At 72.8% G+C, this 17,586-nt stretch carries 16 protein-coding genes; 8 read left to right on the top strand and 8 right to left on the bottom strand.

What is annotated here, in order from left to right:
* Positions 1-23: 23 nt before the first annotated feature.
* Positions 24-983, bottom strand: coding sequence for an NAD(P)/FAD-dependent oxidoreductase (locus DEI95_RS15510; protein WP_111060799.1), 960 nt, complete (start codon positions 981-983; stop codon positions 24-26).
* Between the two features lie 66 nt (positions 984-1,049).
* Here DEI95_RS15510 and DEI95_RS15505 point away from each other — a divergent pair, with 66 nt between their 5' ends.
* Positions 1,050-1,661, top strand: coding sequence for a helix-turn-helix domain-containing protein (locus tag DEI95_RS15505; protein ID WP_110825571.1), 612 nt, complete (start codon positions 1,050-1,052; stop codon positions 1,659-1,661).
* 81 nt (positions 1,662-1,742) lie between these two features.
* On the opposite strand, the gene xylB is transcribed toward DEI95_RS15505, so the two are convergent.
* The 3 genes from xylB to DEI95_RS15490 all read right to left on the bottom strand — a co-directional run bounded on the left by xylB (position 1,743) and on the right by DEI95_RS15490 (position 5,246).
* Complete coding sequence (gene xylB / locus DEI95_RS15500; protein ID WP_111060798.1) at positions 1,743-3,251, bottom strand: xylulokinase; 1,509 nt, start codon at positions 3,249-3,251, stop codon at positions 1,743-1,745.
* Positions 3,244-4,437 (bottom strand): xylose isomerase, encoded by a 1,194-nt coding sequence (gene xylA / locus DEI95_RS15495; protein ID WP_110901931.1) that lies wholly within the window; start codon positions 4,435-4,437, stop codon positions 3,244-3,246. Before xylA ends, xylB begins: the two co-directional genes overlap by 8 nt.
* A 131-nt stretch (positions 4,438-4,568) precedes the next feature.
* Positions 4,569-5,246, bottom strand: a complete 678-nt coding sequence (locus DEI95_RS15490) for a TetR/AcrR family transcriptional regulator (RefSeq protein WP_111060797.1) — start codon at positions 5,244-5,246, stop codon at positions 4,569-4,571.
* Positions 5,247-5,377: 131 nt separating this feature from the next.
* On the opposite strand from DEI95_RS15490, the gene DEI95_RS15485 reads away from it, so the two are divergent.
* Positions 5,378-6,499 carry a LacI family DNA-binding transcriptional regulator gene (locus tag DEI95_RS15485; RefSeq protein WP_111060796.1) on the top strand — a complete coding sequence of 374 codons (1,122 nt, stop codon included), beginning with the start codon at positions 5,378-5,380 and terminating at the stop codon, positions 6,497-6,499.
* Positions 6,500-6,566: 67 nt separating this feature from the next.
* Here DEI95_RS15485 and DEI95_RS16795 read toward each other — a convergent pair whose 3' ends face one another.
* Positions 6,567-6,728 carry a hypothetical protein gene (locus DEI95_RS16795; protein ID WP_181419509.1) on the bottom strand — a complete coding sequence of 54 codons (162 nt, stop codon included), beginning with the start codon at positions 6,726-6,728 and terminating at the stop codon, positions 6,567-6,569.
* A 138-nt stretch (positions 6,729-6,866) separates the two neighbouring features.
* Between DEI95_RS16795 and DEI95_RS15480 the strand changes: the two genes are divergently transcribed.
* Positions 6,867-7,715 carry a bifunctional 2-polyprenyl-6-hydroxyphenol methylase/3-demethylubiquinol 3-O-methyltransferase UbiG gene (locus DEI95_RS15480; protein WP_111060795.1) on the top strand — a complete coding sequence of 283 codons (849 nt, stop codon included), beginning with the start codon at positions 6,867-6,869 and terminating at the stop codon, positions 7,713-7,715.
* A gap of 34 nt (positions 7,716-7,749) precedes the next feature.
* On the opposite strand, the gene DEI95_RS15475 is transcribed toward DEI95_RS15480, so the two are convergent.
* Both DEI95_RS15475 and DEI95_RS15470 read right to left on the bottom strand, forming a co-directional pair.
* Positions 7,750-9,132, bottom strand: a complete 1,383-nt coding sequence (locus tag DEI95_RS15475; RefSeq protein WP_181436399.1) for an ABC transporter permease — start codon at positions 9,130-9,132, stop codon at positions 7,750-7,752.
* 50 nt (positions 9,133-9,182) lie between these two features.
* Positions 9,183-9,611, bottom strand: coding sequence for a hypothetical protein (locus tag DEI95_RS15470; RefSeq protein WP_110825564.1), 429 nt, complete (start codon positions 9,609-9,611; stop codon positions 9,183-9,185).
* A gap of 216 nt (positions 9,612-9,827) precedes the next feature.
* Here DEI95_RS15470 and DEI95_RS15465 point away from each other — a divergent pair, with 216 nt between their 5' ends.
* The 3 genes from DEI95_RS15465 to DEI95_RS15455 all read left to right on the top strand — a co-directional run bounded on the left by DEI95_RS15465 (position 9,828) and on the right by DEI95_RS15455 (position 12,846).
* The gene (locus DEI95_RS15465) at positions 9,828-11,021 is read left to right on the top strand and encodes a Gfo/Idh/MocA family protein (RefSeq protein ID WP_111060793.1); all 1,194 of its coding nucleotides are present in this window, start codon (positions 9,828-9,830) and stop codon (positions 11,019-11,021) included.
* A gap of 98 nt (positions 11,022-11,119) precedes the next feature.
* A complete protein-coding gene (locus tag DEI95_RS15460; RefSeq protein ID WP_258367627.1) occupies positions 11,120-11,767 on the top strand; it encodes a ThuA domain-containing protein in 648 nt (215 codons plus the stop codon).
* On the top strand, positions 11,764-12,846 hold the full coding sequence (locus DEI95_RS15455) for a Gfo/Idh/MocA family protein (protein WP_111060817.1): 1,083 nt from the start codon (positions 11,764-11,766) through the stop codon (positions 12,844-12,846). Before DEI95_RS15460 ends, DEI95_RS15455 begins: the two co-directional genes overlap by 4 nt.
* A gap of 19 nt (positions 12,847-12,865) precedes the next feature.
* Here DEI95_RS15455 and DEI95_RS15450 read toward each other — a convergent pair whose 3' ends face one another.
* Complete coding sequence (locus DEI95_RS15450; protein ID WP_111060792.1) at positions 12,866-14,767, bottom strand: ABC transporter ATP-binding protein; 1,902 nt, start codon at positions 14,765-14,767, stop codon at positions 12,866-12,868.
* A 287-nt stretch (positions 14,768-15,054) separates the two neighbouring features.
* Between DEI95_RS15450 and DEI95_RS15445 the strand changes: the two genes are divergently transcribed.
* Both DEI95_RS15445 and DEI95_RS15440 read left to right on the top strand, forming a co-directional pair.
* A complete protein-coding gene (locus DEI95_RS15445) occupies positions 15,055-16,062 on the top strand; it encodes a LacI family DNA-binding transcriptional regulator (RefSeq protein WP_111060791.1) in 1,008 nt (335 codons plus the stop codon).
* Positions 16,063-16,152: 90 nt separating this feature from the next.
* Complete coding sequence (locus DEI95_RS15440) at positions 16,153-17,457, top strand: extracellular solute-binding protein (RefSeq protein WP_110825560.1); 1,305 nt, start codon at positions 16,153-16,155, stop codon at positions 17,455-17,457.
* Positions 17,458-17,586 lie beyond the last annotated feature (129 nt).

Raw genomic sequence — 17,586 nt, 5'->3', positions numbered from 1 at the left:
CCGCAGCCACGCGGCCGGACCGATCAGCGCAGCAGTGCCGCCGCCACGTCTGCCTGCAGCAGGTCCCCGTGCACCGCGGCCCCGGTCTGCGTGCCCGCTGCCGCCGAGCCGATGACCGTCAGCATCGCGTTCGCCACGTTGCCGGCCGCGTAGACGCCGGGGACGTCGGTCTTCCCGAGCGCGTCGACGGCCAGGACCCGGCCGAACCGGGTCCCGTTGGCCTCCTGGTCCACGGGCGCCAGTCCGAGCCCCGCGGCCCAGTCGACCCGGGCCTCGACACGACTCGCTGCCGCCAGGGCGTCGAGTCCGACGACGGACCCGTCCGGCAGCTCCACGCCGCTGAGCCGGTCGCCGTCGGACAGCACTCGCGCGACGGGGGAGTGGACGACCGTGATCCCCCGTGCGGCGAAACCGGCGAGGACGGTGTCGTCGACGGTGCCGGGATCGGCCACGAAGGCCGTCACGTCCTCGCTGAGGGCCCGGAACATCTGCACCTGGTGCGCTCCGGCCGGTGTCGTCACCAGGACGCCGATCCGTCGGTCGCGGACCTCCCACCCGTGGCAGAACGGGCAGTGCACGACCCCGCGGCCCCACTGCTCGGCCAGTCCGGGGACGTCCGGCAGCAGGTCGACGCCACCGCCGGCGATGACCACGCGGCGTGCTGCGACGACCTCGCCGCTGTCCAGGGTGAGCCGGAACCCGACCGGGTCGTCCTCGGTGACGGGCGCGGCGGACGCGGCCACGATCCTCCCGTCCGTGACGGTGACGCCGTAGCGGGCCACCTCCTCTCGGCCGACGCGGACGAGGTCGAGGGGTGCGGTGCCCTCCTGGCCCAGGTAGTTGTGGACGCCCTCGGCGGGGGCGTTGCGCGGCTCGCCCGCGTCGACGACGAGCACGGAGCGGCGCGAGCGCCCCAGGATGAGCGCTGCGGACAGGCCGGCGGCACCGCCGCCGACGACGATGACGTCATGGAGTTCGGACATGGGGGGATCCTCTGCCGAGCGGATCGTCGGTGGCAAGCTCCGTTGCCGGCATGGCAACATGGGGGCATGGCACACGCACGGGAGGCCCGCCCCACGGAGCCGACGACGGCCGACGTCGTGGACGCGGTCGGCCCACGGCTCCGGGCGCTCCGTACGCGACGGGGCACCACCCTCGCCGCGCTCGCGGAGCGCACCGGCATCTCGGTGAGCACCCTGTCCCGGCTGGAGTCCGGCCAGCGGAAGCCGACGCTCGAACTGCTGCTGCCGCTCGCCCGCGCGTACCAGGTGCCGCTCGACGACCTCGTCGGGGCACCGGCGACCGGGGACCCCCGGGTGCACCTCAAGCCCGAGCGGCACGGTCGCCGTGTCGTGATCCCCCTGACGAAGCGGACCGGGGGCGTGCGCTCGTTCAAGCAGCTCATCGAGCCGCACGACCACGGCTCGGACACGACGCTGAAGACCCACGAGGGCTACGAGTGGCTCTACGTGCTGTCCGGTCGGCTCCGACTGGCGCTCGGCGACGAGGTGTTCGACCTCGGCCCGGGCGAGGTCGTCGAGTTCGACACCCACACCCCGCACTGGGTCGGCAACGTGACCGACCAGGTCACCGAGGTGCTCTGCCTGTACGGGCCGCAGGGGGAGCGGGCGCACGTCCGGTCCAGCCCGCGGGCTGGCTGAGGGCACGGAAGCCGGACACGACGGCGGCGGCGAGCCGCAACGTCATCGCGTTGCGCCCCGCCGCCGACGTGCGCTCCGCGGTCAGCCGACGGCGGCCCGGTAGCGCTCGAGCACCTCGGGGTGCGGGTCCGCGGGGATCGCCGTGGTCGGGATCGACCAGCCGGGCAGTGACCCGGTGACGACCCACGCGGCCTGACGGGCAGCGCCGGCGGCGACGTACTCGCCCGGTTCCGGCACGAGGACCTCGCGGCTGAACACCTGCGCGGCGACGACCCGGACGGCCTCGTTCTGTGCGGCACCGCCGATGAGCAGGAGTCGCTCGACCGTCACACCCGTGCGCTCGACCGCGGCGAGGCCGTCGGCGAGGGCGCAGAGCATGCCCTCGACCGCCGCCCGGGCCAGGTGTGCCCGGTCCGTCGTCGCCGGCGTCATGCCGAGCAGCGACGCGGTGGCGTCCGGTCGGTTCGGCGTGCGCTCACCGACGAAGTACGGCACGAGGACGAGCCCGTCGGCACCGGCCGGCGCCTGCAGTGCCAACCGCCCGAGCTCGGCGTGGTCGACGCCGAGCAGGCCGCCGACCACCTCGAGCACGCGGGCCGCGTTGAGCGTCGTGACGATCGGCAGGCGGGCACCCGTGGCGTCCGCGAACCCGGCGACCGTGCCCGTCGGGTCCTCGATCGCGGTGTCGGTCACGCCGAACACCGTGCCGCTCGTCCCGAGGGACACCGCGACGTCGCCCGCCGCCAGGCCGAGGCCCAGCGCGGCGCCGGCGTTGTCCCCCGCGCCCGCCGTGACGACGAGCCCGCGGGAGGCCCGCGCACCGCCCGGCAGGTCGACGTCCTGCTCGAGCGTGCCCATCGCCTCGGACGGCGCGACCACGCGCGGCACGATCACCGCGTCGCCGTCGTCACCGGTCTCGGCCCCGCGCAGCGGACGGCCCAGGGTGAGCTCGAACAGTTCCGGGTCGTACTCGCGGCGGGCCGGGTCCCAGTAAGCCGTGCCGCTGGCGTCCGAACCGTCGGTCGCCAGGGCGTCCAGGTCGGGACCGAGCGGGCTCTCGTCCGCCGGGCCGTAGCCCCGGAGGCGCCAGGACAGCCAGTCGTGCGGGAGCGCGACGGCCGCGACGCGGGCCGCGTGCTCCGGCTCGGCGTCGCGGAGCCAGCGCAGCTTCGTGGCGGTGAACGAGGCCACCGGGACGAGACCCGTGCGGGCGACCCACGCCTCCCGGCCGAGTTCCTCGACCATCGCGGCGGCGGCTGCCGCGCTGCGGACGTCGTTCCAGAGCAGGGCTGGGCGGATCACACGGCCGTCGGCGTCGAGCACGACCATGCCGTGCTGCTGCCCGCCGATGCCGATCGCGGCGACGTCGTCGAGGCCACCGGCGTCCGCGACGGCGGTGCCGAGGGCGTCCCACCAGGCGGTGGGGTCGACCTCGGTGCCGTCCGGGTGGGACGCGCGGCCGGAGCGGACGACCTCGCCGGTGGCGGCCCGCCGGACGACGACCTTGCAGGACTGCGTGGACGAGTCGACCCCGGCGACGAGGAGGTCCTCGTCACCGGGGTCGGTCGCGCTGGAGGCGACCTCAGCCACGAGCGCCCATCAAGTGCTCGAGGGCGAGCTGCTGCAGCTTGACGAAGCCGAAGCCCTTGCCGCCGAAGTACGCGTCGGCGTCGAAGTCCTCGTAGGCGGAGGTGTCGGCGAGGAAGTCGTCGTACGACTCTCCCGCGTTCAGCGTCGGCTGCGCGAGCTCGGTGACCTTCGACGCCTCGAGGGCTGCCTGCACCTCGGGGTCGGCGCGGAACGCCTGCGCGCGCTCCTTGAGGAGCAGGTACATGCGCATGTTGGCCGCGGCCGAGTCCCAGACGCCGGTGAAGTCCTCGGTGCGGGACGGCTTGTAGTCGAAGTGACGCGGGCCGTCGTACGCACGGCCACCCTGCGGGGCACCGTGCTCCAGGAGGTCGACGAGCGAGAACGCGTTCTGCAGGTCGCCGTGACCGAAGACGAGGTCCTGGTCGTACTTGATGCCGCGCTGCCCGTTCAGGTCGATGTGGAAGAGCTTGCCCGAGTACAGCGCCTGCGCGATGCCGGCGGTGAAGTTCAGGCCCGCCATCTGCTCGTGGCCGACCTCGGGGTTCACGCCGAACAGCTCGGGGCGCTCGAGGGTGTCGATGAACGCGATCGCGTGGCCGAGCGTCGGGAGCAGGATGTCGCCGCGGGGCTCGTTCGGCTTCGGCTCGATGGCGAACTTGATGCCGTAGCCCTTGTCGGTGACGTACTGGGCGAGGAGGTTGACCGCCTCGCGGTAGCGCTCGAGCGCGGCCTGGACGTCCTTGGCGGCGTCGTACTCGGCGCCCTCGCGGCCACCCCACATGACGAACGTCTCGGCACCGAGCTCGGCGGCGAGGTCGACGTTGCGGAGCACCTTGCGGAGCGCGAACCGGCGGACGTCGCGGTCGTTCGAGGTGAAGCCGCCGTCCTTGAAGACCGGCGCGGAGAACAGGTTCGTGGTCACCATCGGGACGACGAGGCCGGTCGACTCGAGCGCGCCCTTGAGGCGGTCGATCTGGGTCTGACGCTCGGCGTCGGTCGAGCCGAACGCGAAGAGGTCGTCGTCGTGGAAGGTGAGGCCGTAGGCGCCGAGCTCGTCGAGCTTCTCGACCGCCTCGACCACGTCGAGCTGGGGGCGCGTCGGGCCGCCGAAGGGGTCCGAGCCGTTGTAGCCGACGGTCCAGAGACCGAAGGAGAACTTGTCGTCGCGGGTGGGCTGCACTGCCATGGAGTCTGCCGATCGTCGTCGAGCGGATTTGTTGTCAGCGAGAACATATGCGCTGCACCGACCCGAGCGCAACCCCTCGACGGTCCGCAGGCGCGCCGACGCCCCGCCCCGCGCCTCCCGGCGGCGGGGCGTCAGAGGTCGTAGACGCCGTCGAGGCCGCCGCCCGCGACCGGCCCGCGCAGGGCCCAGCCGCGGCGCAGTTCCGTCGTCGCCGTCCGGAACGCCGCCAGGACGTCGAGGCCCTGCCGGAGCATGCCCTGCAGCTGCAGTCCCTCGTACAGGGCGAGCAGCTGCACGGCGGCGCTCCCGGTGTCGACCGACGCCGCTTCCCGTCCGGTGGCGACGTCGCTGTCCAACAGCTGCCGGACCGTGCGGTGGAAGGCCTCGTACTGGTTCCGGTAGAACGGCGCCGCCGGGTTCAGCGGGTCCGCGCCCGCGGTCAAGCTGCTGACCAGCAGGCGCATCATGCGGGGGTCGGCGAGGTTCGCCGCGATCAGGCGTTCCAGGAACGCGACGGCTCCGTCCCCCGTGGCGTGCTCCAGCAGCGGCCGCAGGCGGACCTCGTGCCACCGCATCACCGCGACGGCGAGCAGGCTCTCCCACGTCGGGAACTCGCGCTGCACCAGTTCCGGGGCGATCCGTGCCTGGGCCGCGACGGCGTCACCGGTCAGGTGCAGGCTGTCGCCGATGCGGATGAGTTCGATCGCGGCCTCGGCGATGCGGATGCGGAGGCGTGCCTGCTCGAGGCGCTCGTCCTCCGCGGTCCCCGCGCCGGTGGCACTGTCAGCGGATCGGGCATCGGTGGTCATCGCAGCCTCGGTTCGTCGTTCGGCCCCCAGGGGTGGACGGGGCTGTGCACCATCAGTCTGGCGAAGGTCCAAGCCGTGGTGCCTGCCCCAGTAGGCGGGGCAGCGGCACCACGGGCTGCGATACTCGGACCATGAGCGACGGCGCTGCGGACCGGGCCACCGCGCGGCCGACCCTCGGGACGATCGCCCGCCGGGCCTCGGTCTCGCTCGCCACCGTGTCGAAGGTCCTGAACGGCCGCCCCGGTGTCTCCGGTCCGACCCGGGAGCGGGTCGAACACCTGCTCGCCGCCTCCGGCTACGCCCAGCGGGACCGCCCGCCCGAGCCCGGGTCCCTCGTCGAGCTCGTCGTCGAGGACCTGGCCAGCGAGTGGTCGATCGAGATCGTCCGCGGTGTCGAGCAGGTCGCCCGGGAGCACGGCTACGCGCTGTCCCTCTCCGCGCTCGGCGCCGACCACGCCGTGGGCGAGGACTGGATCGCCGGCGTGCTGCACCGCCGCCCGGTGGCGGTCGTCCTGCAGTTCTCCGCCCTCACCGCGGGCCGACGCGACCAGCTCCGCGCGCGGGGCATCCCGTTCACGGTCGTCGACCCCGTCGGCGACCCGCCCGCCGACGTCCCCGTGGTCGGCGCGACGAACACCGCCGGGGGAGCGGCCGCGACGCAGCACCTGCTCGACCTCGGGCACCGCAGGATCGCCGCGATCGCCGGGCCCCTCGACATGCGCTGCGCCGCGGACCGGTTGGCCGGTCACCGCGCGGCGCTCGCCGCGGCCGGACGGGAGGCCCGGACCACCTCCGCCGGGACGGCTGCGGTCGACGACGGGGCGGCCGGGCACGTCGTCGTCGCCGACTTCAGCCGCGCGGACGGCGAGCGCGCAGCCCGTGTGCTCCTCGCGACGGCGCCCCGACCGACCGCGATCGTGACGGGCAACGACCTGCAGGCCCTCGGCGTGCTCGACGCCGCTCGGGCGTCCGGCCTGCGGGTGCCCGAGGACCTGTCGGTCGTCGGGTTCGACGACGTGGCACCGGCACGGTGGGCACGTCCGGCGTTGACGACGATCCGGCAGCCACTGCAGGAGATGGCCCAGCGGGCGACACGGATGGCGCTCCGCCAGCACGCGGGGGGCGCGACCGAGCCGGTGGGGGACCTCGACGACGGGCCGGTCCGGGTCGAACTCGCGACGGCGCTCGTGGTGCGCGACTCCACGGCCGCACCCGGTCCCGGGACGCGGGACGCGCCTCCCGTCCGACGCTGACGGCCGGCGCGGGCCGCGCAGGTGGGGTGACCGGTCGACGCGGCACCGCGGGAGCCGCGTCCGGTGCTCACAGGTCCGGCAGCCGGCGGCCCTGAGCGGTGTCGTTCCAGGTCGTCCGACCGCGTGCGTCCGTCCACGCGTGCAGTCCGCCGTGGCCCTGCGGGAGCCCACAGCGCCACCGGTCGAACACGCTCGGGCAGCGGTCCTCGGTCGGGATCGGGTCGGCCATCGATGTCCTCCAGTCGTCCGGGTCCGTCGCCCGGCTCTCTCCTCATGACGTGTTCGGAGGGCGTTCCGTCACGGATGGCGTCCGACCCGGTCCGGAGGCCCGTCGAGAGCGACCGCCCTGCTCGGTAGGGTCGGGCGCATGAGCATGGACCACGTCGACGTCGACTGGGAGCACGCCCGCGACACGAACCGCGCGAACTGGGACGACCGGGTGCCGATCCACGAGGGCGCCTACGCGCGCGACGCCTTCGCCGACCCGGCCCACCGGTCGGACGTCGTCCGCGAGGACCTGCCGGCGCTCACGCCCTGGCTCCCCGGCCGGTCCCTCGACGGCCTGGACGTCTGCCACCTGCAGTGCCACATCGGCACCGACACCGTCTCGCTCGCGCGGGAGGGAGCGCGCGTGACCGGCGTCGACTTCTCGCACCCGGCGCTCGTGTCGGCGGCGGCGCTGGCCGAGCGGTCCGGGGTCGACGTCACGTGGGTCGAGTCCGACGTCCTCGACGCCCGAGCCGCGGTGACCGGTGACTTCGACGTCGTCTACACGAGCATCGGCACGATCTGCTGGCTGGCCGACCTGGACCGGTGGGCCGCCCAGGTGGCCGCACTCCTGCGACCCGGCGGGGTGTTCTTCATCCGCGACGGCCACCCGGCGCTGTACGCCCTGGACGAGGACGCCGACGAGCTCGTCACCCGCCACCGGTACTTCCCGGACGGGACCGCCCAGCAGTGGGAGGACGCGACCACCTACGCCGGCGACGGGACCGTGTCGCAGCCCCGCACGTACGAGTGGCCGCACCCGCTGTCCGAGATCGTGAACGCCCTGCTCGGCGCAGGACTCCGGCTCCGTCGACTCGACGAGGGCCGGACCCTGCCGTGGCGTTTCAGCTCCCGCATGGAGGAGACCGGCGACGGATCGTGGGCGTGGCCCGAGCGGGACCGCGACCGCATCCCGACGACGTACACGATCGTCGCGACCCGCGATTGACGCCCCGTCGGGAACCGCCCGAACCGGCGTCGCTTCACCCGCGGAGCGCGGCGACCGGTGTGCCCCGCACGGCCTGGGCGGCAGGCCCGAGCGCAGCCGCGAGACCGGTGCACACCGCGCCGGAGACCACGACGACGAGGAGCCACGCGGGCACCGTCGGCCCGACGAGCACCGCACCGTTCGTCGCCCCGAGCAGCGTGTAGGCGCCGGCCCACCCGTACGCCGTGCCCAGGGCGACCCCGAGCACGACGGCGATGGCGATCGTCATGGCGGTCTCGACGAGGACGAGCGACCGGATCTGTCGCGCCGTCGCACCGACCACCCGGAGGAGCCCGAGTTCCCGGCTGCGCTGCGCGATCGTCAGTGCCGTCACGGCGACCACCCCGGCGGCCGCGATGATCCCCGCGGCACCGACGAGTCCCGCGAACATGACCGCGAGCTGGTCGAACTGGGTCTGGATGTCGCGGTAGTAGACCGGATCACCGGCTGCCTGGCGCTGCAGCATGGTGGCGTAGGTGGCGAACCCGACCGAGAAGGTCGACATGAGCGTCACCGCGATGACGAGGCCGACCGTCGCTCGGGCCGTGCGTCTCGGGGCCCGGAGCGAGTTCCGGGCGGCCATCGACGCGATGACGCTGTGCGCGGTCGCCGACACGGCGAGGCGGAGGACGGCCGGCAGGAGCACCGGGGACGCGATGACGACCCCGGTGAACGACAGGGCCCCGCTCGTCACCGCGAGCAGGAGCGCACCGACGGTCGTGGCACCGAGCACGAACGCCACACCGATGCCCGCGGCACCGGCCAGGAAGAACACGACCGCCACGACACTCCGGGTCCTGGTGGGTGCCTCGCCGGGCAGGGGTTCGACGGCGGCGTCGAGCGCCCGCAGCGGTGGGATCGTGAGGACGTCGCGGGAGCCGATGCGGAACGCGATCGTCGTGATGGCTGCGACGAGCGCGGCGATCGGTCCAGACGCCGGCGGCAGGAACCACCCGAGCGGCGGGAGCACCGACGTGGCCGCCGCGAGGGCGAGCACGCCGTTGGCGACGACCGTGCCCGCGACGACCCCGACGAGGGCGCCGAGGACGCCGCAGGTGAGGCCGACGCCCGTGACCTGCCGCCGGAGCTTGACGCCGGTGGCGCCGAGGACACGCTGCAGGGCCAGGGAGCGGGTCTGACCGGCGATCACCGTCGCGCAGGTGTTCGACGCGACGACGGCGCTGACGTACAGCGCGATCGCGATGAACACCCATGCCACGACCGGCAGGATCGCCGCGACCGTCGCGCTCTCGCCGGTGCGCCGTCCGAGTTCGACGATCCGTTGCGCCGCCTCGGAACCGGTCACCACGAGGGCTCCGAGTCCGGCGGACAGGGCGGCGACCGCCACCGTCGAGCGGCTCTCGACGCGGACGCGCATCCAACTGGGGGGCCGACGACGAGCCGGTCGGCCGCGATGACGGGACATGGTCAGGACGCGCCGTCGCCCGTGTTCGGCGTCCAGGCGACCCAGCGGTGCCCCTTCGCCGCCAGGGACCAGTCCCCGCACCGGACGACGGTGTCCGCGGCGTACACGTCCGGGGCCTCGGGGACGGTCATGACCGGAGCCGACTTCCTCGGCACGGTGTCGCAGCCGTCCGCGGCCACGCCGGCCGGACTGGTGAACACGATCGTCTTCGGCGCCTCCGACGCGTCCTCCGCGCCCGTCCCGGTGACCGAGGTGATGTCCGTCGCGTCCGACGGCATCCACTCCGGGGCGTTCGTCAGGTCCGCGCGGGTCTCCGCATGACCGGTGACCTCGTCGTGGAGCGTGTCGCTCAGAGCGGAACACCCGGTCAGGGAGACCACGCAGAGGGCGAGCGCGGCGATCGTGAGGGGCTTGGTGGGGGTTCGGGACACGGTGTGCCTTTCGTCGTTGCACCGATCCAACCGGTCGGGGAGGGCCGCCGGGATCGGCGCAGCGGAGGACCGGCGTGCTCCTCCGGGATGACCTCCGCGCGACCACGTGCCGCGTGACCCGCCCACGAAAGTTTTCCGATCCTCCCGTCCGGCTTGTCCCGCGCACCCGCCGGTCCCTAGCGTCGACGGCGGACGCACGATGCGAGGGAGCATGCGATGACGGACGACCGGTTGCGGGTCGCGATGATCGGCCACGGCTTCATGGGGGCCGCGCACTCGCAGGCGTGGCGGGTCGCGCCGCGGTTCTTCCCGCTCGACCGCGAGCCCGAGATGACGGTCGTCGTCGGGCGCGACCCGGAACGCACCGAGGCCGCCCGTGCCCGCTTCGGCTGGCAGCGCGCGGAGACGGACTGGCGGCGCGTGGTCGAGGACCCGGACATCGACGTCGTCGACGTTTGCTCGCCCGGGTCGTCGCACGTCGAGGTCGCGATCGCGGCCCTCGAGGCCGGCAAGCACGTCCTGTGCGAGAAGCCCCTCGCCAACACCGTCGCCGAGGCGGAGGCCATGGTCGCCGCCGCGGAGTCGGCCGCGGGACGCGGGGTGCGCTCGATGGTCGGCTTCAGCTACCGCCGGGTCCCCGCGCTCGCGTTCGCCCGCCGGCTCGTGCAGGCCGGCCGGATCGGCGAGGTCCGTCAGGCGCGGGCGCTGTACCTGCAGGACTGGCTCACCGACGCGGACGGGCCGATGACGTGGCGGTTGGACGCCGCGCTCGCCGGGTCCGGCTCGCTCGGGGACATCGGCGCGCACGCCGTGGACCTGGTCGAACACATCACCGGTGCCCGGCTCGGCTCCGTGAGCGGCACGCTCGAGACCTTCGTGCACGAGCGACCGCTGCTCGCGGACGGCGTCGGACTGTCCGGCACCGCCTCCGAGGAGCGCGGACAGGTCACCGTCGACGACGCCGCCTGGTTCCTCGGCCGACTGACCGGAGGCGCGGCGCGGCCGGGCGGGACCGTCGCCTCGTTCGAGGCCACCCGGTACGCGACGGGGCGGAAGAACGGCCTGACGATCGAGATCAGCGGGTCCACGGGCGCGATCGTGTTCGACCTCGAGGCGATGAACGAGCTCCGCGTGTACGACGCCACCGCACCCGCCGGGGAGCAGGGCTTCCGGCGGGTGCTCGTCACCGAGCCCGAGCACCCGTACATGGCGAACTGGTGGCCGACCGGACACACGATCGGGTACGAGCACACCTTCGTGCACGAGGTCGTCGACTTCGTGACCGCGATCACCACCGGGCAGCAGCCCGAGCCGTCCTTCGCCGTCGGGCTGCACGTGCAGGACGTCCTCGATGCCGTGCAGCGGAGCGCCGCCGACGGCAGTGCGTGGACCGCCGTCACGGCCCGATGACCCGCCCCCACCCGATGACCGACCCTTCCCCCGATCCGCAAGGAGCACCCAACGTGCAACGCCAGGCACTCGTCGTCCGCGGCGGCTGGGACGGGCACATGCCCGTCGAGACCACCGAGCTGTTCATCCCGTTCCTCCGCGACAACGGCTTCGACGTCCGTGTCGAGGAGGGCACCGCGGTGTACGCCGACCAGGCGGTCATGGACGCCACCGACCTGGTCGTGCAGGTGAACACGATGTCGACGATCGCCGACGAGGAGTTCGCCGGTCTGCAGCGGGCGGTCCTCGCCGGCACCGGCATGGCGGGGTGGCACGGCGGCATCGCGGACTCGTACCGGGCGAACGCCGACTACCTCCACATGATCGGCGGCCAGTTCGCCCACCACGCGGGCAAGCACCCGTCCGAGCGGGTGGGTGAGCAGTCGGACAACTACATCCCGTACACCGTGCACATCACCGACCTCGGTCGCGAGCACCCGATCACGCAGGGCATCGACGACTTCGACCTGGTCAGCGAGCAGTACTGGGTGCTCAGCGACGAGTACGACGACGTCCTCGCGACCACCACCCAGGAGGCCCGGAGTTGGGACGCCTGGAACCGTCCGGTGACCTCACCGGCCATCTGGACACGGCAGTGGGGGAAGGGGCGGGTCTTCGTCTCGGCACCCGGGCACCGCATCGAGATCGTCGAGTCGCAGCCGGTCCGCACGATCATCGAGCGCGGTCTGCTGTGGGCCGCCCGATGAGCGCCGCCCCCCTGCGCGTCGGCATGGTCGGCGTCGGCACCATCAGCAAGCAGTACCTCGAGCAGTTCCCGTCCCTGCCCGACCTCCGGCTCACCGCGGTCGCCGACCTCGACGCCGAGCGGGCAGCAGCTGTCGCCGCCGAACAGGGCGTGCAGGCGCTCGGGGTCGACGAGCTGTTCGCGTCCGACGGCGTCGACGTCGTCCTCAACCTGACGATCCCCGCCGCGCACGCCGACGTGGCGCTCCGGGCGCTCGCCGCGGGCAAGCACGTCTACGGGGAGAAGCCCCTGGCGCTGAGCACCGCCGAGGCCGCTCCCGTCCTGGCCGCCGCCGAGGCCGCAGGCCTGCGGGTCGGCAGCGCGCCGGACACCGTCCTCGGCACCGGCGTGCAGACCGCCCGTGCCGCGCTCGACGAGGGGCGCATCGGCACACCGGTCGGGGTGGCGGTGTCGTGGAGCGCGCCCGGCCACGAGCTCTGGCACCCCGCACCCGGCTTCTACTACCAGCCCGGCGGCGGCCCGCTGCTCGACATGGGCCCGTACTACCTGACGAGCCTCGTCACGTTCTTCGGCTCCGTGGTCCGCGTCAGCGGCAGCACGACCCGGTCGACCCGGGAGCGCACGGTCGCCACCGGCCCGGACGCCGGCCGGGTCCTGCCGGTCGACGTCGACACCCACGTCGTCGCGGTCCTGGAGCACGAGTGCGGGGTCGTCTCCACGATGACGGTGTCGTTCGAGGTCTGGGCGACCGAGGCGCCGCTGTTCGAGGTGCACGGCACCGCCGGCTCGCTGTCGGTCGCCGACCCGAACCGGTTCTCGGACCCGACCAGGATCGCCACGGCCGAGGACCGGACGTTCCGGGAGCTTCCGGAACTCGCGGGCCACCGGGACGCCGGTCGCGGTGTGGGCCTGGCGGACATGGCGCGGGCGATCGCGTCGGGGGAGGAGCACCGGGCCTCCGGTGCGCTGGCGTTCCACGTGCTCGACGTCATGGAGTCCATCGCGACCGCGGGGCGGACGCACGCGGTCGTCGACGTCGCGAGCCGGGCCTCCCGGCCGGCACCGGTCCCACTCAGGTAGCGCGGCGGACGGACGGCGATCAGGTCGGGTTCGCCGCCTGCGGTTCCGCCGCGACGTCCTCCTGCACCGCGAACTGGGTCCGGTGCAGCTCCTCGTACCGCCCACGCGCCGCCAGCAGTTCCTCGTGCGTCCCGCGCTCCACGACGGAGCCGTCCTCGACGACGAGGATCATGTCGGCGCTGCGGATGGTGGAGAGGCGGTGGGCGATGACCATCGCCGTCCGCCCCTCGAGCGCCTCGCTGAGCGCAGCCTGCACCGCGGCCTCGGACGTGGAGTCCAGCGCGGCCGTCGCCTCGTCGAGGATCACGACGCGCGGTCGGGCGAGCAGGAGCCTGGCGATGGTCATCCGCTGGCGCTCACCCCCGGACAGCCGGTACCCACGCTCGCCCACCATGGTGTCCAGCTGGTCCGGCAGGGACCGGATGAGCGGCTCGAGCCGCGCTCGGCGGACGGCGTCCCACACCTCGTCGTCGGACGCCTCCGGCCGCGCCAGACGCAGGTTGGCGCCGATGGTCTCGTGGAAGAGGTGGCCGTCCTGGGTCACCATGCCCAGGGTGTGCCGCATGGAGGCGAACGTGACGTCGCGGACGTCGGTCCCGCCCAGCCGGACGGCGCCGCTGTCGACGTCGTACAGGCGCGCGAGGAGCTGCGCGATCGTGGACTTGCCGGCACCGGAGGTCCCGACGAGGGCGACGGTCTGTCCGGGCTCGATCCGGAAGGACACGCCGTGCAGCACCTCCTCGCCGCCACGGGTGTCCAGCGTGGAGACCTCCTCGAGGGAGGCGAGGGACACCTTGTCGGCGGACGGGTAGGCGAAGTGGACGTCGTCGAACTCCACGGCCACGGGACCGTCGGGGACGGTGACCGCGTCGGGCTGCTCGCGGATGAGCGGTTCGAGGTCGAGGACCTCGAAGACCCGCTCGAAGCTCACCACCGCGCTCATGATCTCGACCCGAGCGTTCGCGAGGCTGGTCAGCGGCACGTACAGACGGGTGAGGAGGAGCGCCAGGGTGACCACCGCGCCGGTGTCGAGCTGGCCGGCGAGCGCCAGGAAGCCACCGAGCCCGTACACGAGGGCGAGGGCGAGGGCGGACACGAGCGTCAGCGCGGTGACGAAGACGAACTGCAGCATCGCGGTCCGGACCCCGATGTCGCGGACACGGGCGGCGCGCACGCGGAACTCCTCGGACTCCTCGTCGGGGCGGCCGAACAGCTTGACGAGCGTGGCCCCGGGTGCCGAGAACCGCTCGGTCATCTGCGTGCTCATCGCGGAGTTGTGGTCGGCGGCCTCCCGGCGCAACGCGGCCAGGCGGCTGCCCATGCGGCGCGCGGGGATCAGGAAGACCGGGAGCATGACCACCGCGAGCACCGTCACGAGCCAGGACGTGCTGAGCATGACGGACAGGGTGAGGACCAGTGCCACGAGGTTCGTGACCACGCCGGAGAGCGTGCCGCTGAAGGCCTGCTGCGCGCCGATCACGTCGTTGTTCAGGCGACTCACGAGGGCGCCGGTGCGGGTGCGCGTGAAGAACGCGATCGGCATCTTCTGCACGTGGTCGAAGACGGCGGTCCTCAGGTCCAGGATCACGCCTTCGCCGATCCGCGCCGAGTACCAGCGCGTCACGAGTGACACGACGGCGTCGCCCACCGCCACGAGCGCGATGACGACGGCGAGCCAGACGATCGTGGCGACCGCGCCCCGGGCCACGATGACGTCGACCACCCGGCCGGCGAGCACCGGCGTCGCCACCGCGAGCACGGCTCCCACGACGGAGAGGGCGATGAAGACGACGAGCTTGGCCCGGTAGGGCACGGCGAACGTCAGGATCCGCCGCACCGACTCACGCGAGAAGCCGTGTTCGCCGTTCTTGGCGGTCGAGATCTTGTACAGCGAGCTCCAGGCCGCGCTCTCCATGCTCATGGCAGTTCCCTCCGTGGCGGCAGGCCGACGAACGGGTCGGGGTCACCCGAGCTCGGGGCCTCCCCAGCGGCGGCGAGCACGCAGTCAGGATACGGCGCGGGCGGCAGGAGCACGCAGCCCACGAGTCCGCGGCCCCGTGGCGCGCTCCATTCGTCCGCGGGGCCGACGGATGCTTGCGCGAAGCGCTTCGACGCTGTTAGCGTCACCGTCGTGAGCCGTCGAAGCGCTTCACCGGACCTTCACCGGCGGCCCGCGCCCGACGACGACCGGCACGAGGAGGTGCGCAGATGGTGACGATCCACGAGGTGGCGAAGGCCGCAGGCGTGTCGATCTCGACCGTTTCCTACGCCCTCTCCGGCAAGCGCGCGATCTCCGCCACGACCCGGGCCCGCATCGACCAGGCCGTCGCCGAGCTCGACTACCGTCCGAACGCCGGCGCCCGGATGCTCGCCGGGGCCCGCACGAACATCCTCGCGCTGTCCGCCCCGATCCGGGAGGACGCGCACCTGCCGACGCACATGCGCTTCGTCACAGCGGTCGTCGAGGCTGCTCGGGCGCACGACGACGACGTGCTCCTGCTCGCCCGCGACGACGAGGTCACCGGCATCCGCCGCGTGGTGGACAGCTCGCTGGTCGACGGGGTCGTCGTGCTCGGCGTCTCCACGGACGACGAGCGGGCCGAGGTCGTGCGCCGTTCCGGTGCCGCGGCCGCGTTCGTCGGCGTCCCGGGTGACACCACGGGCCTGACCTGCATCGACCTGGACTTCGCCGAGGCCGGACGGGCATCCGTCCGGCAGCTGGCTGCCGCCGGGCACCGCAGCATCGGGGTCATCGGGCACCCGGCCACGTACGTCGAACGGCACACCGGCTTCATCCGCCGCTTCGCCGACGCCTTCGAGGACGAGTGCCGCGCCGCCGGCATCGCCACGCTGGCGCTCTACCCGTCCCTCGACCGCGCCGACCAGCGCCGTGCGGCGGACGAGCTGCTCGCCGGTCTGCCGGACATGACGGCGCTCGTGTTCCACTGCAACGAGCCCGTCGTCGAGGCCGTCCTCGCCCACCTCGTGTCCCGGGGCGTCCGCGTCCCGGAGGACGTCTCCGTCCTCGCCGCGTGCGCGAGCTACGACACCGACGTGCTCGAGGTCCCCCTGTCCACCATCCCCCTCCCGCTCGAGGAGATGTGTCGCGGTGCCGTGGAGGGCGCCGTCCGTCAGGTCGACGGTGCCCGTGAACCGGGCGTCACGCTCCTCCGACCGCGGTTCATCGACCGCGGGTCCATCCGACCGGTGCACTGACCGGCACCGCTCAAGGGCGCTCTCGACGGTCCGTCGTCGAAGCGCTTCGACAACCGAACCAGCCCCATCCCCCTACAAGGAAGTAGCGACATGAAGAAGTCACGCCTGCTCGGCGCACTCGCCGGGCTCGCCGCGACCGCCGTCGTCCTCACCGGCTGTTCCGCCGGCGGGAGCGCCGACGACCGCAGCAACGAGGACGGCAAGACCCTGAAGCTCTGGCACTTCGAGTCCGAGGACTCCGCCATGGGCAAGGCCTGGAAGGAGTCGATCAAGGTCTTCGAGAAGGAGACCGGCGCGAAGGTCGAGTTCCAGGAGAAGAGCTTCGAGCAGATCCGGAAGACGGCCAGCCAGTCGCTCAACTCCGACCAGGCCCCGGACCTGATCGAGTACAACAAGGGCAACGCCACGGCTGGCCTGCTCGCCAGCCAGGGCCTGCTCAGCCCGCTCGACGACGCCGTGGAGAAGTACGGCTGGGACGACAAGCTCGCGAAGTCGTTGCAGACCACGGCCCGGTACGACGAGAAGGGCGTGATGGGCTCGGGCTCCTGGTACGGCGTGCCCGACTACGGCGAGTACGTCGAGTTCTACTACAACAAGGAGCTCTTCGAGGAGTACGGCGTCGAGGTCCCGAAGACCGAGGCCGACCTCGAGAAGGCCATGGCGACCTTCGAGTCGAAGGGCGTCACGCCGCTCGCCGAGTCCGCGGCGGAGTACCCGCTCGGCCAGCTCTGGTACCAGCTCGCGCTGACCAAGGCCGACCGGGACTGGGTCGACGACTACCAGCTGTACAAGAACCCCGTCGACTTCTCGGACGAGCAGATCAGCTACGCCACGAAGACGATCAAGGACTGGACCGACAAGGGCTACATCTCCGCCGACGCCACCGGCATGAAGGCGGAGGACGCGGGCACCGCCTTCATCAGCGGCAAGTACCCGATGTTCTTCTCCGGCTCGTGGTGGTACGGCCGCTTCGGCACCGAGATGAAGCAGGACTGGGGCACGTTCCTCTACCCCGGCGCAGAGATGTCGCCCGGCTCGTCGGGCAACCTCTGGGTCGTCCCGACCAAGGCGAAGAACAAGACGCTCGCCGAGGAGTTCATCGACATCACGCTCCGTCCGGAGATGCAGGCGATCATCGGCAACAACGGTGGCGTCCCGGTCGCGGCGACCGAGTCCGACATCACGGACGAGAAGAGCAAGGAACTCATCGCCAACTTCAACACGCTCACCGAGCGTGACGGTCTGGCGTTCTACCCCGACTGGCCCACCTCGACCTTCTACGACCAGTTGAACGCCGGTCTGCAGAGCGTCCTGAACGGCAGCAGCTCGCCCAAGCAGGTCAACGAGGAACTCGGGCAGCAGTACGCCGACGGCGTGAAGGCCGTCACCGGCTGACCCGCGGGTCTTCGGACCACCACGGTCGCTGACGTGACCACCTGCCTGGAGGCGCGGTGCCGGCCCGACCCGCACCGCGCCTCCAGGCAGGTGGTCACGTCAGCGACCGTGGTGGTCCGAAGACCCGCG

The sequence above is a fragment of the Curtobacterium sp. MCBD17_008 genome (assembly GCF_003234475.1).
Classification (GTDB): Bacteria; Actinomycetota; Actinomycetes; order Actinomycetales; family Microbacteriaceae; genus Curtobacterium.
Note: the sequence above shows the minus strand (reverse complement) of the source record. Positions and strands in the feature narration are given on the sequence as shown.